This window comes from Pseudomonas sp. TE9122 (assembly GCF_056278925.1).
Map to the genome: position 1 here is coordinate 1,758,104 of NZ_JBWBQI010000001.1, position 25,414 is coordinate 1,783,517.

The 25,414-nt window shown below is 62.0% G+C and carries 24 protein-coding genes; 7 read left to right on the forward strand and 17 right to left on the reverse strand.

From position 1 onward, the window contains the following. The first annotated feature begins 35 nt into the window (after positions 1 to 35). The 5 genes from ACZ9BE_RS07970 (at position 36) to ycaC (ending at position 5,065) form a co-directional block, all read left to right on the forward strand. Positions 36 to 959 carry a LysR family transcriptional regulator gene (locus tag ACZ9BE_RS07970; protein WP_039762138.1) on the forward strand — a complete coding sequence of 308 codons (924 nt, stop codon included), beginning with the start codon at positions 36 to 38 and terminating at the stop codon, positions 957 to 959. A gap of 502 nt (positions 960 to 1,461) precedes the next feature. Next, the gene (locus ACZ9BE_RS07975; RefSeq protein WP_024012430.1) at positions 1,462 to 1,875 is read left to right on the forward strand and encodes a DoxX family protein; all 414 of its coding nucleotides are present in this window, start codon (positions 1,462 to 1,464) and stop codon (positions 1,873 to 1,875) included. Next, a complete protein-coding gene (locus ACZ9BE_RS07980) occupies positions 1,868 to 2,494 on the forward strand; it encodes an antibiotic biosynthesis monooxygenase (protein WP_041478579.1) in 627 nt (208 codons plus the stop codon). The genes ACZ9BE_RS07975 and ACZ9BE_RS07980 overlap by 8 nt, the downstream gene beginning before the upstream one ends. Before the next feature lie 40 nt (positions 2,495 to 2,534). Next, positions 2,535 to 4,373, forward strand: coding sequence for an amidohydrolase (locus ACZ9BE_RS07985; RefSeq protein WP_042609477.1), 1,839 nt, complete (start codon positions 2,535 to 2,537; stop codon positions 4,371 to 4,373). A gap of 68 nt (positions 4,374 to 4,441) precedes the next feature. Then, complete coding sequence (gene ycaC / locus ACZ9BE_RS07990) at positions 4,442 to 5,065, forward strand: isochorismate family cysteine hydrolase YcaC (protein ID WP_016774080.1); 624 nt, start codon at positions 4,442 to 4,444, stop codon at positions 5,063 to 5,065. Between the two features lie 88 nt (positions 5,066 to 5,153). On the opposite strand, the gene ACZ9BE_RS07995 is transcribed toward ycaC, so the two are convergent. Continuing rightward, positions 5,154 to 6,581 carry a mechanosensitive ion channel family protein gene (locus tag ACZ9BE_RS07995; RefSeq protein ID WP_073474277.1) on the reverse strand — a complete coding sequence of 476 codons (1,428 nt, stop codon included), beginning with the start codon at positions 6,579 to 6,581 and terminating at the stop codon, positions 5,154 to 5,156. Between the two features lie 108 nt (positions 6,582 to 6,689). Then, on the reverse strand, positions 6,690 to 7,712 hold the full coding sequence (locus ACZ9BE_RS08000) for an alpha/beta hydrolase (RefSeq protein ID WP_476249196.1): 1,023 nt from the start codon (positions 7,710 to 7,712) through the stop codon (positions 6,690 to 6,692). 159 nt (positions 7,713 to 7,871) lie between these two features. Here ACZ9BE_RS08000 and ACZ9BE_RS08005 point away from each other — a divergent pair, with 159 nt between their 5' ends. After that, positions 7,872 to 8,771, forward strand: coding sequence for a LysR family transcriptional regulator (locus ACZ9BE_RS08005; RefSeq protein ID WP_056784501.1), 900 nt, complete (start codon positions 7,872 to 7,874; stop codon positions 8,769 to 8,771). Between the two features lie 72 nt (positions 8,772 to 8,843). Here the strand turns inward: ACZ9BE_RS08005 and ACZ9BE_RS08010 are convergent, their stop codons facing one another. Both ACZ9BE_RS08010 and relB read right to left on the reverse strand, forming a co-directional pair. Beyond that, entirely contained in the window at positions 8,844 to 9,113 is a 270-nt protein-coding gene (locus ACZ9BE_RS08010; RefSeq protein ID WP_082228561.1) for a type II toxin-antitoxin system RelE/ParE family toxin, read from the reverse strand. Beyond that, the gene (gene relB / locus ACZ9BE_RS08015; RefSeq protein WP_129999094.1) at positions 9,103 to 9,294 is read right to left on the reverse strand and encodes a type II toxin-antitoxin system RelB family antitoxin; all 192 of its coding nucleotides are present in this window, start codon (positions 9,292 to 9,294) and stop codon (positions 9,103 to 9,105) included. The genes ACZ9BE_RS08010 and relB overlap by 11 nt, the downstream gene beginning before the upstream one ends. A gap of 308 nt (positions 9,295 to 9,602) precedes the next feature. Between relB and ACZ9BE_RS08020 the strand changes: the two genes are divergently transcribed. After that, entirely contained in the window at positions 9,603 to 10,400 is a 798-nt protein-coding gene (locus ACZ9BE_RS08020; protein WP_476249197.1) for a class I SAM-dependent methyltransferase, read from the forward strand. Between the two features lie 126 nt (positions 10,401 to 10,526). Here the strand turns inward: ACZ9BE_RS08020 and ACZ9BE_RS08025 are convergent, their stop codons facing one another. The 13 genes from ACZ9BE_RS08025 to ACZ9BE_RS08085 form a co-directional block, all read right to left on the reverse strand. After that, a complete protein-coding gene (locus ACZ9BE_RS08025) occupies positions 10,527 to 11,219 on the reverse strand; it encodes a GNAT family N-acetyltransferase (protein WP_041478587.1) in 693 nt (230 codons plus the stop codon). A 57-nt stretch (positions 11,220 to 11,276) separates the two neighbouring features. Further along, on the reverse strand, positions 11,277 to 12,068 hold the full coding sequence (locus ACZ9BE_RS08030; protein WP_476249198.1) for a carbohydrate deacetylase: 792 nt from the start codon (positions 12,066 to 12,068) through the stop codon (positions 11,277 to 11,279). After that, complete coding sequence (locus ACZ9BE_RS08035) at positions 12,040 to 13,227, reverse strand: GNAT family N-acetyltransferase (RefSeq protein ID WP_041478589.1); 1,188 nt, start codon at positions 13,225 to 13,227, stop codon at positions 12,040 to 12,042. The genes ACZ9BE_RS08030 and ACZ9BE_RS08035 overlap by 29 nt, the downstream gene beginning before the upstream one ends. A gap of 4 nt (positions 13,228 to 13,231) precedes the next feature. After that, on the reverse strand, positions 13,232 to 13,921 hold the full coding sequence (locus ACZ9BE_RS08040; protein WP_095179528.1) for a GNAT family N-acetyltransferase: 690 nt from the start codon (positions 13,919 to 13,921) through the stop codon (positions 13,232 to 13,234). Positions 13,922 to 13,989: 68 nt separating this feature from the next. Beyond that, a complete protein-coding gene (locus ACZ9BE_RS08045; RefSeq protein ID WP_476249199.1) occupies positions 13,990 to 15,909 on the reverse strand; it encodes a hypothetical protein in 1,920 nt (639 codons plus the stop codon). After that, positions 15,906 to 17,210, reverse strand: coding sequence for an oligosaccharide flippase family protein (locus ACZ9BE_RS08050; protein ID WP_130899478.1), 1,305 nt, complete (start codon positions 17,208 to 17,210; stop codon positions 15,906 to 15,908). Before ACZ9BE_RS08050 ends, ACZ9BE_RS08045 begins: the two co-directional genes overlap by 4 nt. Then, a complete protein-coding gene (locus ACZ9BE_RS08055) occupies positions 17,207 to 18,208 on the reverse strand; it encodes a polysaccharide deacetylase family protein (protein WP_041478593.1) in 1,002 nt (333 codons plus the stop codon). The genes ACZ9BE_RS08050 and ACZ9BE_RS08055 overlap by 4 nt, the downstream gene beginning before the upstream one ends. A 13-nt stretch (positions 18,209 to 18,221) precedes the next feature. Beyond that, the gene (locus tag ACZ9BE_RS08060; RefSeq protein WP_150635726.1) at positions 18,222 to 19,358 is read right to left on the reverse strand and encodes a glycosyltransferase family 2 protein; all 1,137 of its coding nucleotides are present in this window, start codon (positions 19,356 to 19,358) and stop codon (positions 18,222 to 18,224) included. Further along, positions 19,351 to 20,319, reverse strand: coding sequence for a glycosyltransferase family 2 protein (locus ACZ9BE_RS08065; protein ID WP_476249200.1), 969 nt, complete (start codon positions 20,317 to 20,319; stop codon positions 19,351 to 19,353). The genes ACZ9BE_RS08060 and ACZ9BE_RS08065 overlap by 8 nt, the downstream gene beginning before the upstream one ends. After that, complete coding sequence (locus ACZ9BE_RS08070) at positions 20,316 to 21,686, reverse strand: O-antigen ligase family protein (RefSeq protein WP_095179533.1); 1,371 nt, start codon at positions 21,684 to 21,686, stop codon at positions 20,316 to 20,318. The genes ACZ9BE_RS08065 and ACZ9BE_RS08070 overlap by 4 nt, the downstream gene beginning before the upstream one ends. Continuing rightward, positions 21,683 to 22,774: a glycosyltransferase family 4 protein gene (locus ACZ9BE_RS08075; RefSeq protein ID WP_476249201.1), complete on the reverse strand. Its 1,092-nt coding sequence runs from the start codon at positions 22,772 to 22,774 to the stop codon at positions 21,683 to 21,685. Before ACZ9BE_RS08075 ends, ACZ9BE_RS08070 begins: the two co-directional genes overlap by 4 nt. After that, positions 22,771 to 24,363: a GumC family protein gene (locus tag ACZ9BE_RS08080; RefSeq protein WP_041478598.1), complete on the reverse strand. Its 1,593-nt coding sequence runs from the start codon at positions 24,361 to 24,363 to the stop codon at positions 22,771 to 22,773. The genes ACZ9BE_RS08075 and ACZ9BE_RS08080 overlap by 4 nt, the downstream gene beginning before the upstream one ends. A 16-nt stretch (positions 24,364 to 24,379) precedes the next feature. Beyond that, positions 24,380 to 25,402: a polysaccharide biosynthesis/export family protein gene (locus ACZ9BE_RS08085; RefSeq protein ID WP_041478599.1), complete on the reverse strand. Its 1,023-nt coding sequence runs from the start codon at positions 25,400 to 25,402 to the stop codon at positions 24,380 to 24,382. Positions 25,403 to 25,414 lie beyond the last annotated feature (12 nt).

The following is a 25,414-nucleotide window of genomic DNA, read 5'->3' on the forward strand; positions in this document are numbered from 1 at the left end:
AAAAAGCGTCTGACACCGATAAGGAAACCACACCCATGAACCGTAACGATCTGCGCCGCGTCGACATGAACCTGCTGGTGATTTTCGAAGCGCTGATGTTCGAAAAGAATCTGACCCGTGTGGCGGAAAAACTGTTCATGGGCCAGCCGGCGGTCAGTGCTGCGCTGGGGCGCTTGCGTGATCTGTTCGACGATCCGTTGCTGCTGCGCAACGGTCGCGGCATGGAGCCGACAGCGCGGGCGCTGGCGATCCTCAAGGAATTGCAACCGGCAATGGACGTGATTTCCGGCGCAGTCAGCCGCGCCAAGGAGTTCGAACCGGCCAGCAGTTGCGACGTATTTCGCATCGGTCTGTCGGACGACGCCGAGTTCGGTCTGTTTCCACCGCTGTTGCGCCAGCTTCAGCAGGAGGCGCCGGGGATCGTCGTGGTGGTGCGCCGCGCCAACTATCTGTTGATGCCGGCGCTGTTGGCCTCTGGAGAAATCTCCGTGGGTGTCAGCTACACCACGGATCTGCCGGCCAACGCCAAGCGCAAGAAGCTGCGTGATATTCCGTGCAAAGTGCTGCGCGGCGACGACCGTCCGGGGCCGTTGACCCTGGACGAATATTGCGAGCGTCCGCACGCGATGGTGTCGTTCTCCGGTGACCTGAGCGGCAATATCGATCTGGATCTGGCCAAGATCGGCCGTTGCCGCCGAGTCGTTCTCGGCGTACCGCAGTTCAGCGGTTTGCGCGCCTTGCTCGCCGGTACCGAGATGATCGCGACGGTGCCGGACTACGCCGCCTGTGCCTTGGTTGAAGGCTGCGCCCTGCGTGCCGAAGATCCGCCATTCCCGATCGATGCCGCGCAATTGTCCATGGCCTGGAGCGGGGTGCACGACAACGACCCGGCAGAGAAATGGCTGCGCTCGCGCATTAGCCAGTTCATGGCGGCGCCGCTGGATATTCCGGCGCTTTAACCGCCCTCGATTACACAAGCAGTTCTCCTGTGGCAGCGAGCCTGCTCGCGAAAGCGGTGTGTCAGTTAGTGTGGATGTGACTGGCCTGACGCCTTCGCGAGCAGGCTCGCTCCCACAGAGAAATTCGGGGCTGACCGGGCTTTGTGATTCGGCACATAGACTTGTGGGAGCTGGCTTGCCAGCGATTGCGGTGGGTCCGTCAAAGAAGGTGGTGGATGTGCCGACCAATCGCTGGCAAGCCAGCTCCCACAGGGATACGGGGTGGAATGAACATTGTTGGTCACCACAAAAACCTGTGGGAGCGAGCCTGCTCGCGAAAGCGGTGTGTCAGTCAATGTGGATGTGGCTGACCTGACACCTTCGCGAGCAAGCTCACTCCCACATTGTTTTGTGGCTGGCGGCAGAACATCAAAGACCTGAAAAGCAACTAAGCACACCCATCCAATTTCTCCCGCGCCGGCCTTGGCATGATTCCCGTCAATGACATTCAAAGGGTCGGGTCATGATTGCTACGAGGGATGAACAGGCGCGCGACATCGGGTTGCTGTTCCTGCGGGTCAGCGGCGGGTTGTTTCTGTTGTGGGTGCACGGCTTGCCGAAGTTGCTGGACTTCACCGCGCAGCTGCAACTGATCGAAGACCCGTTCCACCTCGGCGCCCACCTGACCCTGATCCTGGCGATTTTCGCCGAAGTCCTCTGCCCGTTGCTGATCGTCGCCGGTGTGCTGGCGCGATTGGCTTGTTTGCCTATTCTCTTTGTACTGCTCGTGGCGTTGCTGGTCGTGCATCCGCAATGGAGTGTGGCTGAGGGGCAGTTTGGCTGGTTGCTATTGATTCTTTTCACCACCGTCTTGATCGCCGGGCCGGGACGGCTGGCGATTCCTGTTCGTTTGCCCGGAGTGCTGCGTTATGCCTGAAGTCCTCAATTCACAAGCACCGGGGGCCGATGAGACCGTCACGTTGATCATCAAACACTCGGTCAAGGCCGGTTTCGAGTCGGCCTATGAAGCATGGCTGCGCAATATCGTGCGCGTCGCCGGGCAGCGCGAAGGGCATTTGGGTGTCGACGTGGTGCGCGGCAAGCGCGGGCGTCTGGATTTCTACACTTGCGTATTGCGCTTCAGCTCCACCGAAGCGATGCAGGGCTGGCTGGAGTCCTCCGAGCGTCAGGCGCTGGTGGCTGAAGCCGCACCGATGCTGGCCGACGGTGATCAGACCGAAGTCGCACCGGTCAATGAATTCTGGTTCACACCGCTGGCCGAGGCCGGCTCGCCGCCGCCGCGCTGGAAGCAGGCTGTCGTCACACTGTTGGTGATTCTGCCGCACACCCTGCTGGTGCCGCTGATCTGGGGCCCGCTGCTGGCGCTGCATCCGCTTCTGTCCAACTACGTGGTCGCCACGTTCCTGATCACCCTGACCATCGTCCTCTCGGTGGTCTACGTGGTGATGCCGCCGGTCACCCGTTTGTTTACCCCGTGGCTGGAAGCCAGTCAGGCCCACGAACACCTCGATTCCCAAGAAACCTCGCCGCGTTAAGCGGGGTTTGCTTCTTTTCACTTTCGCTTGAGGAACTGCGATGAGCGCCGATCTGATTTTATTCAATGGCCAATTTCATACCGTAGACCGGGAAAAACCACTGGCCAGTGCGGTGGCGATCAAGGATGGCCGCTTCGTCGCCGTCGGTAACGATGCCGAGGCCATGGCCCTCAAGGGCAGCGCCACACAAGTGGTCGACATGAAGGGCCGCTGCGTCATCCCTGGCCTCAACGACTCGCACTTGCACCTGATTCGCGGCGGTCTGAACTACAACCTCGAACTGCGCTGGGAAGGCGTGCCATCGCTCGCCGACGCGCTGCGCATGCTCAAGGATCAGGCCGATCGCACGCCCACCCCGCAGTGGGTGCGCGTGGTCGGTGGCTGGAACGAATTCCAGTTCGCCGAAAAACGCATGCCGACCCTGGAAGAAATCAACCAGGCCGCGCCGGACACCCCGGTGTTCATCCTGCACCTCTACGACCGTGCGCTGCTCAACCGCGCTGCCCTGCGCGTGGCCGGCTACACCCGCGACACGCCAAACCCGCCGGGTGGCGAAATCGTCCGCGACAGCAACGGCAACCCGACCGGCATGCTGGTCGCGCGGCCGAACGCGATGATCCTCTACTCGACACTGGCCAAGGGACCGAAGCTGCCGCTGGAATATCAGGTCAACTCGACCCGCCAGTTCATGCGCGAGCTCAATCGCCTGGGCCTGACCAGTGCAATCGACGCCGGGGGTGGTTTCCAGAATTACCCGGACGATTACCAAGTGATCGAGCAACTGGCCAAAGACGACCAGTTGACCGTACGCATCGCTTACAACTTGTTCACCCAGAAGCCGAAAGAAGAGCTGACCGATTTCCAGAACTGGACCGGCAGCGTCAAGTTGCATCAGGGCGACGACTACCTGCGCCACAACGGTGCTGGCGAAATGCTGGTGTTCTCCGCCGCCGACTTCGAGGATTTCCTCGAGCCGCGTCCAGACCTGCCGCAGACCATGGAACAGGAGCTGGAGCCGGTGGTACGCCACCTCGTTGAGCAGCGCTGGCCGTTCCGTCTGCACGCCACGTACAACGAATCGATCAGCCGTATGCTCGATGTGTTCGAGAAGGTCAACCGCGACATTCCGTTCAACGGTCTGCCGTGGTTCTTCGACCACGCTGAAACCATCACCCCGCAGAACATCGAGCGTGTGAAAGCGCTGGGCGGCGGTATCGCGATTCAGGATCGCATGGCGTTCCAGGGCGAATACTTTGTCGATCGCTATGGCAAACAAGCCGCCGAAGCCACACCACCGATCAAGCGCATGCTCGCCGAGGGCGTACCGGTTGGCGCTGGCACCGACGCCACCCGAGTGTCCAGTTACAACCCTTGGACTTCGCTGTACTGGATGGTCAGCGGCCGTACCGTTGGCGGTCTGGCGCTTTACGAAGAAGGCTTGCCACGCAGCACCGCGCTGGAACTGTTCACCCACGGCAGCGCCTGGTTCTCCTCGGAGCAGGGCAAGAAGGGCCAGATCCGCGTCGGCCAACTGGCAGACCTCGCGGCACTGAGCGCGGACTTCTTCAGCGTTGAGGAAGAAGCGATCAAGTGGATCGAGTCGGTGATGACCGTGGTCGGCGGCAAGATCGTCTACGCCGCCGGCGACTTCGAAGACCTCGGCCCGCGTTCGATTCCGGTGCTGCCGGACTGGTCGCCGGTAGTCAAAGTCCCGGGCCATTGGCGCCCGAACTCGCCACTGCAGGCGCAGGTTCACCAGTGCAGCGGGCCGTGCGCCGTGCACACCCACAGCCATGAAAAAGCGCGGATGTCGAATGCGCCGGTCAGCGATTTCGCCGGTTTCTGGGGCGCGTTCGGCTGTTCCTGCTTCGCGTTCTGAGTTTGAAAAAAGCGCCGGTCATCAGGGCCGGCGCTTCCCGCAACAACCATCCATCCAGGAGTTTTGCCATGAGCGTTCCTTACAAGCGTCTGAACAAAGATGATGCCGTCGTCCTGCTGGTCGATCACCAGACCGGTCTGATCTCGCTGGTGCAGGATTTCTCGCCGAACGAGTTCAAGAACAACGTGCTGGCACTGGGCGACATCGCCAAGTTCTTCAAGCTGCCGACCATTCTGACCACCAGCTTCGACGCCGGTCCCAACGGCCCGATCGTGCCTGAGCTGCTCGAGCAATTCCCTGACGCGCCGTTCATCCAGCGTCCAGGCCAGATCAACGCCTGGGACAACGAAGACTTCGTCAAAGCGATCAAGGCCACCGGCCGCAAGCAACTGATCATCGCCGGTGTAGTGACCGACGTTTGCGTAGCTTTCCCGACCCTGTCGGCGATTGCTGAAGGCTTCGAAGTGTTCGTCGTCACCGACTCGTCGGGTACTTTCAACACCACCGTGCAACAAGCGGCATGGGCGCGGATGTCGGCCGCCGGTGCACACCTGATGAACTGGTTCGCTGTGGCTTGCGAGCTGCAAGGCGACTGGCGCAACGACATGGAAGGTCTGGCGCATCTGCTGTCCGAGCGTCTGCCTAACTATCGCAACCTGATCAACAGCTACACCAAGTTCACTGCCAAGTAAGAAAATCGAAAGATCGCAGCCTTCGGCAGCTCCTGCATGGGAACGCATTCTCCCTGTAGGAGCCGCCGAAGGCTGCGATCTTTTGCTGTTAGCGTTTTTGCAACCAACCCAAGAAACCACCTTTTTTCACCGCCACCGGTTTGGCCATCAACGCGAGGCGACTGTTCTGCTGACGCACCGCCTGCAACTTGTTCAAGGCCCGGCCGACTTCGCTGCGCTTGTCCATGCACTCACGGGTCAACTGTTTGTCGAGACGATAGATGATGCTCGACGTCAGCGCTGTGAACGTCGCCTGCGACGGTGTATCGGCAAGAATGCTCTGTTCGCCCATGACTTCGCTCGGCCCCATGCGCCCGGCCTCGGTCTGGCCATTGCCGTCCGGCACCGTCGCGCTGACCACGCCCGTGGCGATCACGAACAGACTGTCCGGCACCTCGTCCAGATCCAGCACCACCTGACCGGCCGTGTACTGCTGCGCGACCATCGACTCAGCCAGGCGATCACGTTCCTCGCTGCTCAGCGAGCGGAAAATCTTCACCTCATCCAGCAACGCACGGGCGCGGCTCGACGGTTCGATCACGCCGTCGGGATGGCGCGAAATACCCGCCGCTTCGAGATGACGGTGGGCGAGGTCGAACAGTTGATTGCGCACTTCGCTCTTCTTGCCCAGCTCAGCGATGAAACCACTGGCAACGTATTCCGACATGGTTTCGCCGGCCTCTTTGAGTACGGCTTTCGGCGCCGGGCTGAGCAACAGCGAACTGCTGCCCTGCAAGGTGCGGTCAAGGGCATCCAATACCCGACGCGGACGAATGTGGTTCGGCACTTTGATACTGATCGAGACACCGTGCATGTTGCTCGGCCGGCTGAGATTGACGATTTTCGCCTTGGCCGCCACCGAGTTCGGTACTACGGCCATGGTGCCGGCGCTGGTCAGCAGGTGCGTGGCGCGCCAGTCGATATCGAAGACCTTGCCTTCGACGCCGTCGATCATCACCAGATCGTCTACCTGATACGGCTTGGTGGTGTTGAGGACGATGCCGGAAAACACATCGGCGAGGGTGCTTTGCAGCGCCAGACCGACCACGATGGCGACCACCCCGGAGGTGGCGAGCAGACCTTTGACTGGCAGTTCCAGCACGTAACCGGCCGCCGCGACAATCGCGACCAGAAACACCAGCGCGCCGATGACGTCCTGCAGCAAGCGCCCGCTGTGACCGATGCGGCGCATCAGCGCCAGGCCGATCACTTCGGTCAGCACCCGTGCTGCGTACAACCACCAGAGAATCCCCAGCGCCGTCGCCCCCAGTTGTGCCACGCGATCATCAGCGAAAAGCGGCGCCTGCAACGGGCTGACACCGGCGTTGATCACCAGCGCGCTGAACGCCAGAAACAGCGCCAGACGCACGCCGACTCGCGGCGCGCGATGGCTGAAGGGCGAGAAGTGCCAGAGTGCGGCGTCGAGCAGGAGCAGGACGGCGCTCCAGGACAGCAGGTGGGCGTAGAAAAGGGTCATGACCGGTACTCCGCGACGCTAGTGAGAAAAAAGATCGCAGCCTGCGGCAGCTCCTACAGGAAATGGTATTCCAGGGTAGGAGCTGCCGCAGGCTGCGATCTTTCGCTTTTATGGATTCAGATGAGTCTTCAGTTCAGCCGCCGCTTGACGCACCGCTGCTTTGACTTCCGGAATCTGGCTCAGGGGATTGAGCAGGCCGAAGTCATGAATCATCCCGTTGTAACGCACCGAAGTCACCGGCACGCCGGCCGCATCCAGGTGTCGCGCATAGCCTTCACCTTCATCACGCAGCACGTCGAACTCGGCGGTCTGCACCAGCGCAGCGGGCAGGCCCTTGAGCTGTTCGGCGCTGGCGTTAAGCGGCGAGGCATGGATCTGCGCACGCTCGGCCGGGTTGGTGGTGTAGTTGTCCCAGAACCACTGCATCATGCCCTTGGTAAGGAAGTGGCCCTCGGCAAATTGCTGGTACGACCCGTCGTCGAACTGCGCATTGGTCACCGGCCACATCAACAGCTGGAAGCGCAGGGCCGGGGCTTTCTGTTCCTTGGCCATCAAGGCGACGACTGCCGCCATGTTGCCGCCGACGCTGTTGCCGGCCACCGCCAGACGTTTGCCATCGACACCGATGTCCTTGCCGTGCTCGGCCACCCATTTCGTCGCGGCGTACGCCTGGTTGATCGCGGTCGGGTACTGCGCTTCCGGCGACGGCGTGTAATCGACATACACTGCAACGGCGCCAGAGCCGACCACCAGATCACGAATCAGGCGCTGGTGCGTCGGGAAGTCACCCAGCACCCAGCCGCCACCGTGGAAGAACATGAACACCGGCAACTCGCCCTTGACCTTGGCCGGGCGCACCACTTTCAGGTTGATGGTCTGGCCGTCGACCTTGATCGCCTTGTCGCTGACTTCCACGCCGGACAGATCAACCTTTACCGAAGCTTGGGCACCAGTCAGCACTGCACGGGCGTCCTTCGGGCTCAGTTGCTCCAGCGGACGACCACCGCCAGCGGCGAGGGCATCAAGGAACGCTTGGGTGTTGTGTTCGACGCCGGGGCTGCCTGCGGCAAATGCGCTGCTGACGGACAGGGCGAGGAGGGACGCGGCTAGGGTTTTCTTGACGATGTTCATGGTGGAAATCCTTTTAATGATTTTGATTTTTTTGCCTGAGTTGTGGGCTGCTGTGGCACTGGGTTTGCGGCCTCAGCAACACCGTGAGCACAGATTAATGGGCTGCTGAAAAGCGAAAAAGCGGCTATAAAGCGTTTAACTGTCCACCAGAGAGTGACAATGAACCCGTTCGAAGACATGCGTATTTTTTGCCAGGTCATGGACTCCGGCAGCTTCACCGCCGCGGCCGATCAGTTGGGGCTGTCCAAGCAGTTCGTCAGCCGCCGTTTGATGCAACTGGAAGAGCGCCTCGGTGTGCGCTTGTTGAATCGCTCGACCCGCCGCCTCGACGTCACCCCGCTGGGGCAGAGCTATTACGAATCGGCGTTGCGCTTGTTGGGTGAGGTGGAACAGGTCGAGCAGGGCATCGCCGGCGAAACCGCCGAGCCGCGCGGCACGATTCGCCTCAGCGCGCCGTTGTCGTTTGCCGTGGCGCATCTGGGTTGTCTGCTACCGCTATTCCTGCAGCGTTATCGCGAAGTCACCGTCGAAGTGGATCTGAGCGATCGCCCGGTCGACCTGCTCGGCGAAGGTTACGACCTGGCCCTGCGCATCGGCGTGCTGGAGGACTCGACATTGATCGCCCGACGTATCGCCAGCATCGAACGGGTCTACTGCGCCAGCCCGGCCTACCTCGCCGAACGCGGCACACCACTCAAACCCGAAGACCTGCACAGCCACGACTGCCTGCCTTACGGCCACGGGCGCTCGGTGCAATGGCGTTTCAACGAAGCGCCGGGCAAACCGCTACTTATCAACGTCACCGGCCGCATGCGCGTCAACAACGGCGAACTGCTGCGAGACGCGGCGGTGCAGGGGATGGGCATTACCTACCTGCCGACCTTTATCGTCGGCGCGGCACTGAAGGACGGGCGGCTGGTGCCAGTGCTGGATGAGTTGCGCCCGGAGCCACTGACCCTGTCAGCGGTTTATCCGCAGCATCGCCAGGCTTCGCGGCCGGTACAGGCGCTGGTGGAGTTTTTGCGTGAGCGGCTTAACCAGAGTCATGTGAATCTTTGATAGTGGGGCCTGCTGGGCAAACGGCGTGTTATCGATCGGGCGAACGTCCTACCGTTTTTTCCTGCGATGTCTTTATGGATATTCCTGTCGGGTATGCAAAACGCTAAGTATCTCGATTCGATCCGTCACCTCATAAATCACTACGTAGTTAGGATGTACAACGATTTCCCGGGTGCCGGGAGATCGACCTTTACGGTAGAGATGGGGATGAACGGAGAGTGAGGTTGTGGATTCTTCGATGGATTTCGAGAGACTCACTGCGGCTGCAAAGTTTCTCTCGCCAATGTATCTGAGGATGTTCGAAAGATCGGCCTTGGCTTCGGGCCGCCACTCAATCTGCATCGGCCTTTTTTCGCATGGATTCGATCAAGGCATGCATGTCCGCCATCACGTCCTCATGGGGGAGACTCGGATGGGGATCATCTCTGGACGCCTGCACCTTGGCTCGCAACCAGCGATCATGACTGGCAGCCTGCTCGTTGTTTTTAAACCCTGAATCGTCGGGAAAGATTTTGCCGTCCATAGTGCCTCCGGGATCAATGCCTGGCAGTCTATTCGGTACAGGGATTGCTGTCGTCGTTGTCTGGATGAACTGCATCTTGGTCGAGCTCCATGAGTACTTGTAGTTCGACAAATCCTAGACTGAGCGCTTCCGACGGCCAACCGACGGAAGATGTAGGAAAACGGTTGGGGTTTCCCGAGTTCCTTCCTTTTTCTGTAGGACTCGCTGAAGAGGACTGCGCAGTGTGATTACAACATTGGAACAACCGCCACCCCGCGTCTGTTCTACACTCACGCCGCTCAATCACGAGCTTCACCCGGAGTAGCGCCATGGAAGTGCCCAACCCCAAAACCGCCATCGAAAGCAATCGACAGGCGTGGAACGATTCCGCTCGCCATCATCAGGATTCACCGGACTGGCAGGCATTGCTCAGCGATGTTGCGCAGGGGGAGTTTTGCTGCCTCGATGACACCTTGCGCGGCTTGCTGAAAGTCGACGGCAAAGACGTGATTCAACTGGGCTGCAATAACGGTCGGGAGAGCCTGTCGCTGTTTGCGCTGGGTGCGCGCAGTGTCGTCGGCGTCGATCAATCCGCAGCGTTTCTTGAGCAGGCCCGCGAGCTCAACAGCCGCTCGCCGCACAATGCCGAATTCGTCGAGAGCGATATCCACCATCTGCCCGCATCGCTGCATAACCGCTTCGACGTCGCCCTGATCACCATCGGGGTACTCAACTGGATGCCTGACATCGGCGAATTCTTCCGTCATGCCGCGCAGGTGCTCAAGCCGGGCGGCAAACTGGTGATCTACGAAACCCATCCGTTTCTGGAAATGGTTGATCCACGGGCTGAAGATCCCTACCGCCTCGCCAGCTCGTATTTCCGTGCCGAGCCGTTTGTGCAGCAAGAGCCGATCGTTTACGTAGGTAAAGTCGAGCAGCCGGCGGCAAAGTCGTACTGGTTCGTGCATACGCTGGGCGCGATTTTCTGCGGCGCCATTGGAGCGGGGCTGAGCATTGTGGATTTTCAGGAATATGCGCATTCGAACCGGGAAGAGGTGTATGACTGCTACCTGAACCAGCAGGCGCAGCTGCCGATGTGCTTTAGCCTGGTGGCAAGCAAGGCCTGAGAACCTTTTTTGCGACGGCTGGCCTCTTCGCGAGCAGGCTCGCTCCCACAGGGAAACGCATTCCAGTGTGGCAGCGAGCCTGCTCGCGATGGCGGCCTTGCGACCGCCACATTTCACAAGGCCGGATCAAGCCTGCGCCGCGGCACTTACCACCGGCCGGCCCGGTTTGCGCAGCGGATCCAGGCGTGAGCCTTCATAGCGGGTTTCGCGGAAGAATTTCCAGCGGCCGAACAGGCAGTAAACGTGGGTTACCCGACCCTGTTCCTGATAACCCATGCGGATATGCAGTTTAAGCGCCGGGATGTTGTGGGTTTCGCAAACGTCGACCACCTTGGTGCAACCCTGCGCCGCCATCGCTTGCCACAGTGCAACCTGCACGTCCACCGACAGGCTGCTGCCGAAGTAGGCGCGGATCATTTCGCCGCCGAATTCGAAGAACTCGCCGGGTTTGACCGGGAAGGTGCAGCCGTAATAGTGGCGGTCGTGGTAGTCGCGAATGCTGCCCCAGATAAAGCCCACGGCGTGGCCATCGGCGTCCAGGTACATGTGCCCGGTGTGGCCCTCGGCAGCCAGTTCGGCCATGGTGCCGACACGGTCGCCGAAGTGTTTGCTGAACGCCACGGCGTTCTCCGGGGTGATGTCGACTTTGCGCAGGCCTTCATACGGGCGCAGTTTGTGTGGCGGCACCGGGCTGACCAGGTCGCGCTCCATCCACAGCAGTTCCCAGTGGAAGAACACGTAGCGTTTCCACAACGTGCCGACGGTGCGGCCCAGGCCTTTCTGTCTGATGCGATCTTGCACTTTGGTGATGATGCTCATGATGCCCCTCCAGGGTCTTTGCCCGGATGTTGTGGTGAGTGTCGTTACAGCCGTGATTCATTCGAGCGCCGTAGCGCCCTGCGCTTCCTCTCGATTGAGGTCGGCATACGAGACTCGCGCGACGCCTCTCAAACCCTGCTCAAGTACCTCGCTCAAAGAATCGCCGGAGTCGAGATAGGCATCACCGAAATCGACGCCGAGGCGGGTCGGGTGGGCGACGATTTCCAGCACGCCGTCGCTGGGGACGCTGGCATTGCGCAGGTCCACCGGGGTGCAGACGTAATCGGCGGTGACCCGCGCCAGACTCTGCAAACGGCCATTGAGCAAACCCTTGAATAGGCGCTTGGGCAACGTGAGGTTGTGCCCGAGGTTGCGCGCCAGCCGAATCGGTACGCCTTGCTCGGCGGCAAACTTCGCGACGACTTCGCCGATCGGCCAGATGTTGTGTACGTGCTGGTGCGAGTCGATATGGCTCGGGCGCATGCCGTGATCGACGCAGCGTTGCCACTGCGCCTGTAACTCGGCGCGCACCGCGTCACGGTCTGCGCGACTCAGCCACAGGCTGTGGCGGGGCAGGTTGAGGTCGAACACGCCGTTGCCATCGCAAAAGGTCCGCCGCCCCAGGATCGCCTGGCTCAGCGGGCGCCCGTAGGTCAGGTTGAAGTGCAGACCGATCCGACCTTGCAGCGTCGGATGGCGGGCCATGGTGCAGGCGGCTTCAAACGCCGGCATGTTGGCCATGGCCGTGGCCGAGCTGATCAGGCCGGCCTGGAAGGCAGCGAAGATCACTGCGTTTTCGTTGGCGCAGAGACCGAAGTCATCAGCGTTGACTATGACTTGGCGAGGCATGGCCGCCCTCCGGAGTGATTGCGACAGGTTGCACCAGTGCTGCAGATTTTTTGTTGGCGCGCCTGGTGCGCCACTGCTGCACGGCGGGCTTGCAGCGATACCAGATGCGCAGCGCCAGACCCAATGCCAGCCCACTTGGGCGCCACGAATAGAAACTCCAGCGCCAGTGTTCCAATTGCCCGGTCATGCGTTCGTGCAGTTGATGGCTGGAGTTTTCCAGGCTGACCCGCGAGGCATCGATCCAGCGCCAGTGCTCGTCCAGGCCCCAGCGAATCCATTCCTCCAGCAACACCCGGCCACTGCCCAGGTCGGCGTACTGCGGCAGGAAGGCGAGGTTGTAATCGTAGAGCCGGCCCTGTTCGAGCAGGCCGAGGCGATAGCTGATGCAGCGGCCGTTCAGCTCGAGCATCACCACGCGTACCAGGCCTTGGCCGGCGAGGGCGGTGAAGGCGCGTTCGATCCATTGGCGACTGCGCGGTGTGGCGAAAATCCCGACGCCTTCATCGCCTTTCCAGCTCACCGCCTCGACTTCGCTGATGGTCTGCAACAAGGCAGCCATGCTCAGCGCATCCGGGGTAATCCGGCGGATCTGCGCACCGCACGCGGCAATCCGTTTGCGTGCCCGGCGCAGTTTGTAGCGCGGGTCGCCGGAGACTTCCTGATGGTCGGCTTCGCTGATCAGATGCACTGGCACCCGGCAGCTCAGGCGTCGCTCGGCCGTGGAACTGCGCGCCATCCATGCGGTGACGGCACTTTCTTCACCCGCAGGCTCCGACAATTCATTGAGTTGCAGCAGCGCATGGGGCAGGCGCTGGCGAATCAACAGCAGCGCCTCGTGCATGTCCGCGCCGCCGAGCAACGACAGCAGGGCCAGACGATCAGCCAGCGGATAACCCAAGTGATGCAAGACCCGAAACGGCACGCCGGCGAAGCGCTCGCGGCTGGCTACCAGCGGCAGGCACAGGCGTAGTTCTGCGGCTTCCCAACCGAGCAGAATGTGCAGGCGCTGATCCTCACCCAGAGCCTGTTCCGCCGCACATAACCAGCCGAGATTGTTGAACGGCGTATGGTCGGTCACGCCCAGGCGCAGCGTTTCATACGCGGTTGCCGGGAAGTCGGCGGCGCACAGGGACGTGCGCCATTCGAATCGCATCACCATAGGTTCAGGCCGCCGTTGCGTTGACAGGTGGACGGGAAGTTTTACCCAGCGCCGCCAGGCGCGAACCGCTGTAGCGGGTTTCGCGATAGAAGCGCCAGCGGCCGAACAGCGTGTAGATATTCATGATCCGCCGTTGTTCGGTATAGCTCATGCGCAGATGCAGCTTGAGTGCCGGGATGTTGGTCGACTCACAGACATCGACCACTTTTCGGCAGCCCTGGGCGGCCATGGCTTCCCACAGGCGCAATTGCAGGTCCACCGACAGCTCTGTCCCCCAGTAGGCCCGGGCCAGTTCGCCGCCGAACTCGAAGAACTCGCCGGGCTTCACCGGGAATCGGCAGCCGTAGTAGTGCCGATCGAAATAACTGCGCGGCGTGCCCCAGATAAACGCCACGGCATCGCCTTGCTCGTCGACATGCATGTGCCCGGTGTGGCCTTCTTTGGCCAGCTCGGCCATCGTGCCGACACGGTCGCCAAAGTAACGCGCGAAAGCGCTGGCGTTGTCCGCGGTGATCCTGACCACGCGCAGCGGCGGATAGGGTTTGAGCTTGTGCGGCGGCACCGGGCTGACCAGGTCGCGCTCCATCCACAGCAGTTGCTGATGGGAAAAAATGTACAGTTTGCGGATCTTGCCCAAGGTCGCTCGCAGGCCTTTACGACGAATATGTCCGCTGAGTTTTTGCAAAACATCCATGGTCTCTTCTCCTGATGAGGGTGCCATGCGCGGCATCAAGCCCACGCGGCAGAGCATCGAAGGGCGGCTCATGAAGCGCTCCAGCTCAGGGCAAACAGGGTTTGTCCCGGCAGTTCGAAACGCACGCGCCCGTTGTCGCAGGCAAACGGTGCGTCGCGGCTGCGATTGTCGGCGCCGAAGTAACGCAGGGCGCCATGGTTGAGCGGGCATCGGGCGCCGCTCAGATCGACGCGTTGCAGGCGCGTACCTTTGTTCACTCCGAGCAACGTGCGCTGCTCGTCGCCGGCCATCGCCAGCACATCCACCTCAAAGGCATCGTTGTCCAGTTGCAGCACCTGGTGCAGCCAGTGGCGGGCGATGAATTGCTGGGCCAGGCCGACCGGTTTCAGCTCGAAGCGATCGTCGCCCAACACGCGCAACATGCCTTTGGGGTAATGCGGTTCGTCAGCGGCCTGAAACCAGTTGAGCATGCTCAGCAAACCGTCCTGCGAAGCGTTGATCACCACCGAGGCCCACCACAGCGAGGTGTAGTGGGTTTCCTGATCGTAGGGGCTGAGGCTGGAGCCGCTGGACAGGTTGGTCTGATCGAGCAGCAAGGCCTTGCGCGGCTGACCATTGGCGTCGCGGCCGACCAGTTCGGCGGCACGGCGCACGCTGTCGCGGTAGACGCGGGTGGCGAGCAGATCGCGAATCATCCATTCATGCCAGGCCAGTGCATCGACCTGATCGGCTGACTCGCTGAGCAGGCGCCGTGCCCAATCGATTCCGCGCTTGTCCGCCGCGTTATCGGCGAACGGGCCGTTGACCAGTCGCGAACTGGCCGGCATGGCGATGCGCACACCGGCGCGGGCATTCGCCGGGTCGCTGCGCACCTGACGGGCCATGCTGGTGAAAATCGCCTGATATTGCCCGTAGCTGGAATAGTTGAGATTGGGTTCGTCGGCAAAGCCGATGTAATGCGTGCCATTGCCGCCCAGCGCGCGGGTGCTCGCCAGCCAGGCGTCGAGGCCGCTGTTGCTCTGCACGTCGGCGCGCAGATCGGCCTGGCGCTGACTGCCGGCCAGCAGGGTGATGTCGTTGCGAATGCCGAAGCGCTGCTGATAGACCCGGCGGAATGCGTCTTCGAATTGCGGGTTCTGCGCCGTGACGTCGACGAAACTGTAATAGCTCGCCGCCGTCGGCTTCAGCGCATCGAGCAGCGCGTGGCTGGCTGCGGGCGGCATCACGTAGGGCAGGGCAATACCGAGATCCGGCGTGCGCCCGAGGACTTTGTCATGCAGCACCAGCCGGACATCTCCGACGTCTTCGCGCAGCGGTTGCAGTTGCTGCGGATTCTGCGCAAACAGATTAGTCGTGCCATCAAGCCAGAACGCCGCTTTGCCGCTGCCCTGCAGTTGCAGGCGCCAGACCTGCTCGCGGGGGCTGACTGGCAACGCGACCTGATCGAACTGCCAATAGGCGCGATAGGGCTTTAGTGCGAGAGTCAGCGCCTGGTGGTCGCCGATCCGCTGCGCCTGTAGCGCGGTGACGCCGCCGTGAAACTTGCCGGCGAGCACTGCATGCTCACCGGCCGCGAGTTTGAAATACAGCACGTCGCCATTTTTGCTTTCGGCACTGAAGTGCACTTTGGCCGGGGCAAACAGGGCAACGGTGCGTTCATCGTGTTCGATGCGGTAGTGGCGGAAGCTGTAGCCGGGAATTTCCAGTCGATAACTCGCCGCGCCGGGCAGCAGCGGCCAGGTCTGGCTGCCACGGGTTTCGCTGGCCTTGATCAAGCGTTCGCCGAGCAATTTGCCGCGACCGTCGAGCAGGTACAGTTGCTCTTCGTTGGCATCCGCTTGCCACGCCGGGGTCCAGCGCACGGTCACGCTGTCAGGCTGATCGGTTTGCAGAAACAGACTGCCGTCACGAATCTCGCCCCAGCGCATCGACGCCGCCAAAGCGTCCAGCGACAGGCCGAGACCGAACAGCAGGTACCAGCCTTTCATGCGGGTTTCCTCTGCAGCATCGACCACATCGGCAGCACGTCGCGGGGCAGGATGATCAGGGTTTGCCAGAACGGCACAGCGCTCAAACGGCAATACAGCACGAGCATGGCCACGGTCACCGCCAGATAGGCGATCGATGATGCGGCGGCGGCGCCGACGATGCCGTAGGCCGGAATCAGCACCAGGTTCAGCGCCAGATTGAGCAGCGCGCCCAGGCCCATCAACAACGACACCGAGCCGGGGCGATTCTTGCCCAGCAAGTCCAGGCGCAGAATGCTCGCGTAGCACAGACCCAACAGCCCCGGCAGCAACGCCAGCAGCGCCGGGTACGCCGGTTGGTAGGCAGCGCCAAACAGGGTAACGATCAACCACTCGCCGATCACGGCCATGCTCAAACAGGCGCCGAGCATCACCGTCGCGGTCAGGCGCAGCGCCAGCGGAGTGACCTTGTCCATGCCTTCATCCTGTTGCAGCAGGCGTTTCATCAGGGGCGTAGTCACCGCTTCGGGGACGATCAACAGCAATTCGGCAGCAGCGCTGGCCATGGCGTAATGGCCCAGCGCGGTGCTGCCGAGCAGGGCGCCAATGAACAGGTAATCGGAGCGCAAAATCACTTGCTGGAACAGCAGATCGGGATGGCTGCGCGCGCTGTAGCGCAGCAGCTCCTTCTGGCTGGCGCGATCCCATTGCAGCTGCAATGGCTGCGCCCGCTTCAGCCAGACCCAACCGGCGAGCACCACCAGACTGATACCGGCCAGCCAACTGATCAGCGCTGCCTCCAACGCCGCGCTCTGCCACATCCAGAACAGTGCGACGAACAGCAACAGCGGCGCCAGCGATTCGATCAGGCGCAAGACGTTGAACGCGACCACGCCACCCGAGGCGTTGTGCAGGGTCAGCAGGCCGCTTTTCAACACGGTCAACGGCACCGCCAGCAGCAACAGCCAGGCGAGCAGGCCCAGTTGCGTGGTCACGTCCAGTTGCGTGCCGAATTCGCGCACCAGCGCCACCACCAGCAAAGTCAGCAAACCGGCCAGCAAACAACCGAACACCAGCACCTGGCTGAGCAGCAAACCCATCGGCCGCTGCTTGGCCGCCTGATAACCGACCGCCGAATTCAAACCGCCGCTGGTGGCCGCGCTGATCAGGTCAGGCAGGGTGCTGAGCAGGGCGAACAGGCCGCGTTCGCTGGGGCCGAGAATCCGCGCGAGCAGGACGTTGCGCAGCAAACGCAAGGCGATCATCGCCAGCTTGGTGCCCATGCTCAACGCGAGGTGCTTGAGGTAGTTGCCTCGGCTCATGGCCGCGCTCCCCGGTAGATCCGCCACGACAGCAATTGCGGATGGCGCGCGGTGCGCTGGCTGACGCCGAAACGCGGCAGGTTCAGCGGATCGCCGTCGCCGCGATAGATCCCGGTGCCGGTGCCCAGCGCAAACGGGTAATCGTGGTCCGCGACCTGCTGGCGAACGCGATCATCGTTGTCGCCGTTGGGGTAGCAATAGACCGGTAGAGGTCGGTTGCAGCCGTTGTTCAATGCGTCGCGGCTGCGGCGGATTTCTTCGCTCAGGCGCGCATCATCGAGACCGGTGAGGATTGCGTGGCTGGCGCCGTGCGGGCCGAACCGCACCAGACCGGAGGCTTCCATTGCCCGCACCTGATGCCAGTCCAGTGCCTGTGGCAGCGAGTCCTTCGGGCATTCGTCGGTGAGTTCTTCCAGCTCCTGCGGAGCCAGGCTTTTCAGCCCTTGCAGGTAATGCAGCAGCGCCAGGCTGCGGCGCTCGACATCGATGTCATCAAGCAGCACCGGCAGCGGATGTTTGCGCGCATGCAGGCATTCGATCAGGTGCATGCGTGCTTTATCGCCATGGCTGCCCCATAGGGTTTCGCCAAGGCTTTCCCACCAGAAACGCTGGCGGCTGCCGATGAAATCGGTGGAGAGAAAAATGCTCGCCGGCACCTGGTGTTTCTGCAGCAACGGGAAGGCGTTGACGGCGTTGTCACGCCAGCCATCGTCAAAGGTCAGCGCCACCCGTGGGCGCTCGCTGCGCAGGGCGTTGGGCTGGAGAATTTCCATCAGCGGCACGCAGTCGAAATGCTTGCGCAGCCACACCAGCAAATGCTCGAACGCTTTCGGTCCGACGCACAGTTCATTGCGGTGCGGCAGGTCGGCGGCGCGGTCATTCGACAGCACGCGGTGCAGCATCAGAATCACCCCCGCGCCCTGCAACTGCTGACGGCCCACCGGCGAGTTGAGATAGAGCCAGCCACTGGTGCTTTTTATCAGTTGTTTGATCGCCATGGCTTCGGTCCTCTTAACGGTTCTGTTCCGGATTCCACTGGGCATACCGCTGACCGCGCAGGAACTGCCACAGGCCGAGACTCATCCCGGCGAGGGTGACCAGCAGAAACGCGGCGAGGCGGAACGGTTTCGGCAAGCGGTGTTGCGCATCCAGCAGCCCGGCAATTGCCACGCTGTAGCCGAACAGTTGCGCGATCAGGCTCAGGCGATAGAAAGCGTGCTCGTCCCACAGCCAGCAATTGCTCAGCAGCAATGGCAGCAGGAGTACCGGCGCCAGGCGGCGGATCAATTTGTGGCTGATCAACGCCAGGGAATACAGGCCATGCTTGAGCGGGTTGAGCAGCTCGCGGCGCTGGGCCAGGCTTTGCAGGCCGCCGACGGTGACGCGCTGACGGCGGCGAAACTGTTTGTCCGCCTCGTCGACGCCATGGTCGATCACTTGCGCTTCGGGAACGTAGACGATGCGCTTGCCGGCTACCGGCGCGCAGGTGCTGATAAAGAAGTCGTCGTTGACCTCGGCCGGTACGTTCTGGAACAGCTCGCGGCGCAGGGCGAGCAGGGCGCCGTCGGCCGAGACCATGCAACCGGTGCGGTTCTCGACCCGGCGCAACCAGCCTTCGTAATGCCGATAGAGGCTGTCGCCGACACTCAGACCGCCACCGGTGACCGGGATCACCATGTGCCCGGCGCAAGCGCCGACCTGTGGATCGCTCAGCGGCGCGAGCAAGTGACCGAGGGTGTCGCGTGACCATTGGTTGTCGGCATCGGTGAACACCAGAATGTCGCCGCTGCTCAGGGCCGCGCCGGCATTCAGCGTGGCGGCTTTGCCCTGACGCGGCAGGTCAAGCACGGTGATGCGCGGATCAATCACTTTGTGCGCGCAGGCCACGGTGTCATCGGTAGAGCCGTCGCTGGCGAGAATGATCTGCAGCGTTGCCGGTTGATAATCCTGGGCCAGCAGCGTGCGCAACTTGTGCTCGATATGCCGCGCCTCGTTGTGCGCGGCGATGACGATGCTGACGTTCAGCGGCGGCGCCGGCGTGTGTCGCCACGCTGGAAACAGCGGCGCGAGGATCGTCAGCAACAGCGGGTAGCCGACGTAGGCGTAGACGGGCAGCAACAGGCACATCCAGAAAATGAACTCAGCCACGGGCAGGCCTCCTTGCGTTCCATTGACACAGACTCAAAATGAACGCCGCGCCGGCCAGGTGCAGGCGCAGCCAGTGCAGGCCCCACAGTTGCAGGAGCAGAATCGGATCGCGGTGCTTGATGCTCTGGCGAACGCTCAGGACCAGACCGGGGATCACGGTCAGGGTGACCATCACCGCCGCGTGATGGGGAAAGCCGTCTAGCAGTGCGGAAATCGCCAGGAAATCGAGGATCCACACCAACAACGACAATATTGGAAAGCGCAGCAGGCGCATGCTCATGCCATGGGTGCGCAGCAGTTGCAGATGGCTGCCCTGGCGCCACATTTCCTTGCCCATCCATTCGCGCCAGTTCATCTCGTAACCCCAGTGCAGCGCGACCTTGTCATTGACCGACAGCAGACGCGCGCCCTGTTCGTGCAGGCGCAGGGTGAATTCCTTGTCTTCGCCAGTGCGCAGGGCCTCGTTGAAACCGCCGACCTTGTCGAACCAGTCGCGACGCATCAGCAGGTTGGAACTGGGCAGCCAATCGACACTGTGGCTGACGCGGTGCGACGGCTGCGAAGTGCGCCGCTGCCAGGCCGTGGCGAACCATGGCGCCTCGGCCGGCGTATGCAGGTCCAGCCCGAACACATCGGCCTGGCCACTGGCTTGGATGTCGAACAAGGGCTGCAACCAGGTTTCCGGCATTTCCACGTCGGCGTCGATGAAGGCCAGCCATTCCCCGCTGGCGATCGCCGTGCCGCGATTACGCAGCGCGCCGATCAACAGCCCCGGCAAGCTCAGCACGGTTGCGCCGAACTGCCGGGCAATCTGCGGACCCTGATCGGTCGAGCCGTTGTCGACCACGATCAGCTCGCACTCGACATTGGCCGCGTGTGCGGCTTTCTGCGCGGCGAGCAGGGTACGGCCAATGTGCCGCGCCTCGTTGTACATCGGGATGACGATGCTGATCCTCTTCATGCCTGCGTCTCCGGGGTCAGTGGCGCCTGCTCGGCCTTGATGCGCAGGACGCTGGTCAGCGCCAGCATGATCCACACGTATTTCTGGTTCGGCGCGCTGAGGAACATCAGGAACAGGGTCAGCGACAGAAAGCTCACCCCCATGTGGGTCATCATGTCCGCCCGATGTCCATCACCGCGCAGCATCCACGCCGCCCGCGCGCGAATCAGGTTGTACAGACCGAGCCCGAGCATGCCGACGAAGAACAGCCCGGCGGGCACGCCCAGTTCGCTGAAGATTTCCAGATAGGTGTTGTGGGCGCGGCGGTACAGATCGCCGATCTTGCGGTTGGCGGAAAACGCCTTGGCGTAACCGGTGGTCGCGTAATGCAACGGGAAGGTCCCGGGACCGGAGCCGAGCACCGGATGTTCGCGGATCATCTGGCCGCCGACGACGATGTAGGAAGCACGGCGGCCGAGGGATTCGTCCTGCGCCTTGGAGCCGGCGCTGAGGATGCTCAATGACTGGATCCGCGCCATGTAACCGGCCGGCATGGCGTAGATCGCCAGCGGAATCACGATGGCCGCACCGAGCATGACGAAACCCAGGTGCCGTGGGCGGATGTGGGTCAGTTGCGCGCGGTAGTGCCAAATGCCGATGAGCAGGCTCAACGCCAATACCACCAGACCTGAGCGCGATTCGGTCTTGGTCATGCCGCCCAGCAACAGCAGGCAGCAGGTGCCCCAGAACAAGCGGTGCAGCAGGTTCGGGCTGCGGATCACCAGCAGCAGACCCAGAGGAATGGCGAAGGCGATGAGCATAGCGAAGGCGTTGGGGTCTTCGAGCAGGCCGGCGGCGCGGCCCTGATCCTGAAACTTCGCCGAGAACATCGCCATGGCGCAGGTCGCGGTGACGGCGAGGGTCACCAGCCGGGCGAACAGGTCGAGGTTCAGTTCGCGGCCGATCAACAAGGTAATGACAAACAGCACCAGACCAACGCTGAGTTCGCGCAGATGCCCCAGCGACATGCCCATGTCATCGGTATTGAGCAGGCTGAGAAAATACAGAACCATGAAGCCGATCAGGCAGTGCCACAGGTTGCTGCGCAGGCGTTGCGACGGAATCTGGTGCAGCGCCAGTTGCAGCATCACGATTACCGCCAGGGAGGCGCCGAGCAACTTGCTTCCCGACACTGAACTGTCCTTGAAGAACCCTTCGAACGGCACCAGCGCGGCAATGCCGAGCAGGCCCCATGTCGGCTTGCGGTACAGGACGGTGAAACCGACCAGGCCAATCACAGCCCCCGGCGCCAGATACGGCCAGGGACTGGCCAGCAGACCGAGGCTGACCAGGGCGAACAGACTGACGATCGAGAGCGGGAAAATCATGCGCGTGTCTCCCGTGCCGTGTGGATGTACAGCTGCGACCAGCGTTCGGCCAAAGCCTTGAGGTCGTAGCGCTCCTGTTGGGTGCGTCTGGCGTTGTCGCGCAACTGCGCGGCCAGCTTCGGTTCGGCCAGCAAGGTGTCGAGCTGGCGGGCGAGGGCGGCGGTATCCGTCGGCGCCGCGAGCAGGCCGTTGTGACGGTCCTGCAGGACATCGGGAATACCGCCGACCGCGAACGCCACCACCGGCACGCCGGCCTGCATCGCTTCGAGCAGAATCATTGGCGTGCCCTCGGTGCGCGAGCTGATCACCAACGCATCGAGTTGCTGCCACCAGCCTTGCATCGCCGTCTGGTAGCCCGGCAGGCGAATCCGCTGCTGCAACCCGGCAGCATCGATACGCGCCTGAAGGGCCTCGCGTTCCGGTCCGTCACCGAGCATCACCGCGTCCAGTTGCGGATGCTGGTGACACAATGCGATCAGCGCATCGAGGAACAGGTCCGGGCCTTTCTCGCTGCTCAACCGCCCGACGTAACCGGCCAGCCAGCGTTGCCGCTCTGCCAGCGGCGGCGTCGCTGGCGCCGCTGGCAAACCGTTGGGAATCACCTGCAACTTCTCCGCGCGCACGCTGGCCTTCAGATGCAGCGTGGCGATGCTTTGCGCCACGCAAACCACCCGTTTTACCGATGCCGTGCGGCACAGTTGCAGGCTTAGCCAGGTGTAGAACTTCTGCTTGCGACTGCGTGGGGTGAAGCCGTGCTGAGTGATCACCAGCGGCAGGCGCAACAGCGTGGCGCCGACCCAGCCGAACAGCAGGCCTTTGAAGTTGTGGGTGTTGAGCAACGGTTTGTCGCCACGGCGCTGACGCAAGTGCCGCAACAGCTCGCCCGGCCCTGAACAAGCGCGAGCGTCCACCCCAGCCTCGCGAAAGCGCGAGATCAGCTCAGGCGGTGCGTCGAGGAACAGCACCTGGTGCTGCCCCGGCGTGGCCAGGCAATGATCCAGCAACATCCGCTCGGCCCCGTAGAAGCCGCCGCTGCTGAGCAAATGAATGATCGGCAGGGCGACGATTGGGGTGGACACCGCGTTCAATTGCGCACCCAGTGAACCAGGCTCGGCATGGTCCAGTTCTTGTGCGGATTGCCCGGCTGTGACGTTTCTTCGTTGAGTACCAACAAGACCGGCAGACCCAGCTCATGGCTGATTTGCGCCGGATGCTTGAAGCGGTGATCGAAGAACTCACGCACGTAGACGAACGCGATTGCCAGCAGCAGACCGGTGAACAGCCCGAACGGGATGATCAGCAGCGGTTTCGGGAACGCTGCCTCGGTCGGTTCGAACGGCGGGCTGAGTACCCGGGCGTTGGACAGGTCATCGTTGAGCGAGCGCGTTGTGCTGCTTTCGGCAAAACGCTGGGCATAGGTCGAGAACGCTGCGTGCAGCGCATCGATCTCGGTGTCCATCTGGCGCAGTTTGCTCTGGGTCTGCTGCAGGTCGCGGATGCGGTTCTTGAACTCGGCGATGCGCGCGGTTTTCTGCTCGATCACCTGCTTGACCACGGCCAGATCGGCGGTGCGTTCCTGGATGCGGTTGCTCACCACTTTGAGAAACTGCTGACGGGTGCGGGCGATCTGCTCGCGGGTCAACAGCATCGGTTCGCTGCCGGGCTGGAACACCGCCAGATCGTTCATGTAACGGCTGACCTGGCTGGTCAGTTGCTCGCCCATCTGTTTGATTTCCCGGTCCTCGAACGCCACGTTGTCGACGGTGGTGGTGAAGGTGTAGGGGAAGGTGTAGTCGTTGAGCTTGCTACTGCTGGCGGCGGCGAGCGCGGTTTTCAGATATTCGAGCCAGCGCTGGCTTTGCAGCAGGCGGTCCTGATACAGGTTCAGCGCCTGTTCTTCAGTGTTGATGGCGTTGAGGCGGAAGGTGATTTCCTCCTTCGGATCCGCTGCGCCGACATTTTCCAGCAGTGCTTGACGATTACCTTCCAGGCCATCGAGACGCACTTGATACTGGTGCTTTTTGGTCTCGTAGAACGACTGCGGCAAGTCGATCGATTGCAGGGCCTGACGGCTGACCAGATAGTTCTGCAGCAGGGCGCTGACAAACGTCGTGCCTTGCTGCGGATCCGGGAAGCTGTAGGTGATCGAGATCACGTTGGAACCGGGCAGGGTTTCGATTTTCAGGCTGTCGACGGCTTGCTGGGTCAGGGCGTCGAGGGTGGTGTCACGCACCGGATCGGTTTCCATGCCGAGCCCGTTGCGCAGCGGGTTGATGACGTACTCGCGCAGCGGTGTCGAGACGTAGCGCTTGAACGGTTCGCCAAGCAACTTGGCGAACACCCCGGGTGGCGGGCTGTATTCACCGTTGTCGCGCAGTTCGCTGATGGTCTGACGGATCAGTGCTGGCGAGCGGAGGATGTTGCTCTCGGTTTCCATGTCCGCCAGCGACGGCGGAATGAAGGTGGCGTTGTCCACCGTGAGCGACGTGGTGGCGTCGCCCTGAGAGAGTTTTTTCGACTGCACGATGACCTGCGCGGTGATATCGAAGCTCTGTTTGAGCAGCAACGGCAGGAGCAGGGCGATGACTGCAAAGGTCAGGAAGACGCGCTTCACCAACTGCTTGTTGGCGAAGAAAATCCTGAAGAACTCATGCAGGTAGTTTTCCTTTGGGTTCATGTCGGTCACCTGTGAGTTAGTTGTCACTGTCTTTGTTGTCGACGCGGTAGCCGAAGCTGAAACCGACGCCCTGGAACAGCACCACATCAGCCAGTTGGCGGGCGAGTTCGCCGGCGCTGGCCAGTTTGGTTTTTGGCACGTAGAGCATGTCGTCCGGTTGCAGGTAGGCGATTTGCGGGGCGTCGCCGGACAGCGCTTTTTCGACGTCGTAGCGCACGGCTTTCACCTGATTGCCGTTGCGCCGCATGATCACCACCGAATCCAGCCGCGCCTTGACGTTGGTACCGCGCGCCAGGGTCAGCGCCTCGAGGACCGATACCGGCCGGCGGATCGGATACGAGCCCGGTTGTGCGACTTCACCCAGCACGTAGATCTCGTTGCCGGCGGTTGACTTGAGCAACACGTCCACGGTCATGCGGCCCGGCAGTTGCGCGTACTTTTTGTTGAGGAAGGTTTCCAGTTGATTGACGGTCATGCCTTGCAGCGGTACGGCGCCGATTTCCGGAAAACTCGCGTAGCCGTCAGTGCCGACGGTGATCTCGCGGCTCATGCCGGTGGCCGGGTGATTGAGGGCGCTTTTCAGGTTCTGCTCGTTGCTCAGCGGGCTGATGATCTGCACGGTGAGCTGGTTGCGGTTGGGCTGGAACAGCTGTTTGCGCTGATACACGCGCTGGATTTCCTGGCGCGCTTCTTCGCTGGTCAGCCCGGCGATTTTCACCGAGGTGTTGGCGCCCGGCAGTTCGATGGTGCCGTCGGGCAGCACCAGTTGATTGCCGTTGAGCTGGCTGGCGGCGGTGAAATTCAGGCCGATCTGGTCGCCCGATTGCACGCGGTAAGCGTCCGAGCCGCTGGTGCTGATATGGAAGATCACGTCCAGCACATCCTGCGGGCGCAGGGTCTGCTCGATCTTCGGCATATCGGTCGCCTGGGCGTTGGCCGGGGAGGCGGTGAGAATATTCACCGGCATGTTCTGGGTGTCGGAAGTGCTGGAGCAGCCCGCAAGCGGCAGCAACAGCAGGACAAGCATTCTGGCGTTCATGGCGTCATCCTT

Bases quoted from the DNA above. Each gene is read 5' to 3' on its own strand.
- ACZ9BE_RS08035 (WP_041478589.1), bottom strand. From the start codon at position 13,227: ATGGTGATGCGATTCGAATGGCGCACGTCCCTGTGCGCCGCCGACTTC.
- ACZ9BE_RS08050 (WP_130899478.1), bottom strand. From the start codon at position 17,210: ATGAGCCGAGGCAACTACCTCAAGCACCTCGCGTTGAGCATGGGCACC.
- ACZ9BE_RS08040 (WP_095179528.1), bottom strand. From the start codon at position 13,921: ATGGATGTTTTGCAAAAACTCAGCGGACATATTCGTCGTAAAGGCCTG.
- ycaC (WP_016774080.1), top strand. From the start codon at position 4,442: ATGAGCGTTCCTTACAAGCGTCTGAACAAAGATGATGCCGTCGTCCTG.
- ACZ9BE_RS08065 (WP_476249200.1), bottom strand. From the start codon at position 20,319: ATGAAGAGGATCAGCATCGTCATCCCGATGTACAACGAGGCGCGGCAC.
- ACZ9BE_RS08025 (WP_041478587.1), bottom strand. From the start codon at position 11,219: ATGAGCATCATCACCAAAGTGCAAGATCGCATCAGACAGAAAGGCCTG.
- ACZ9BE_RS08030 (WP_476249198.1), bottom strand. From the start codon at position 12,068: ATGCCTCGCCAAGTCATAGTCAACGCTGATGACTTCGGTCTCTGCGCC.
- ACZ9BE_RS08010 (WP_082228561.1), bottom strand. From the start codon at position 9,113: ATGCAGATTGAGTGGCGGCCCGAAGCCAAGGCCGATCTTTCGAACATC.
- ACZ9BE_RS08080 (WP_041478598.1), bottom strand. From the start codon at position 24,363: ATGAACCCAAAGGAAAACTACCTGCATGAGTTCTTCAGGATTTTCTTC.
- ACZ9BE_RS07970 (WP_039762138.1), top strand. From the start codon at position 36: ATGAACCGTAACGATCTGCGCCGCGTCGACATGAACCTGCTGGTGATT.
- ACZ9BE_RS07980 (WP_041478579.1), top strand. From the start codon at position 1,868: ATGCCTGAAGTCCTCAATTCACAAGCACCGGGGGCCGATGAGACCGTC.
- ACZ9BE_RS08085 (WP_041478599.1), bottom strand. From the start codon at position 25,402: ATGAACGCCAGAATGCTTGTCCTGCTGTTGCTGCCGCTTGCGGGCTGC.
- ACZ9BE_RS08000 (WP_476249196.1), bottom strand. From the start codon at position 7,712: ATGAACATCGTCAAGAAAACCCTAGCCGCGTCCCTCCTCGCCCTGTCC.
- ACZ9BE_RS07985 (WP_042609477.1), top strand. From the start codon at position 2,535: ATGAGCGCCGATCTGATTTTATTCAATGGCCAATTTCATACCGTAGAC.
- ACZ9BE_RS08045 (WP_476249199.1), bottom strand. From the start codon at position 15,909: ATGAAAGGCTGGTACCTGCTGTTCGGTCTCGGCCTGTCGCTGGACGCT.
- ACZ9BE_RS08020 (WP_476249197.1), top strand. From the start codon at position 9,603: ATGGAAGTGCCCAACCCCAAAACCGCCATCGAAAGCAATCGACAGGCG.
- relB (WP_129999094.1), bottom strand. From the start codon at position 9,294: ATGGACGGCAAAATCTTTCCCGACGATTCAGGGTTTAAAAACAACGAG.
- ACZ9BE_RS07995 (WP_073474277.1), bottom strand. From the start codon at position 6,581: ATGACCCTTTTCTACGCCCACCTGCTGTCCTGGAGCGCCGTCCTGCTC.
- ACZ9BE_RS08070 (WP_095179533.1), bottom strand. From the start codon at position 21,686: ATGATTTTCCCGCTCTCGATCGTCAGTCTGTTCGCCCTGGTCAGCCTC.
- ACZ9BE_RS08055 (WP_041478593.1), bottom strand. From the start codon at position 18,208: ATGGCGATCAAACAACTGATAAAAAGCACCAGTGGCTGGCTCTATCTC.
- ACZ9BE_RS08005 (WP_056784501.1), top strand. From the start codon at position 7,872: ATGAACCCGTTCGAAGACATGCGTATTTTTTGCCAGGTCATGGACTCC.
- ACZ9BE_RS07975 (WP_024012430.1), top strand. From the start codon at position 1,462: ATGATTGCTACGAGGGATGAACAGGCGCGCGACATCGGGTTGCTGTTC.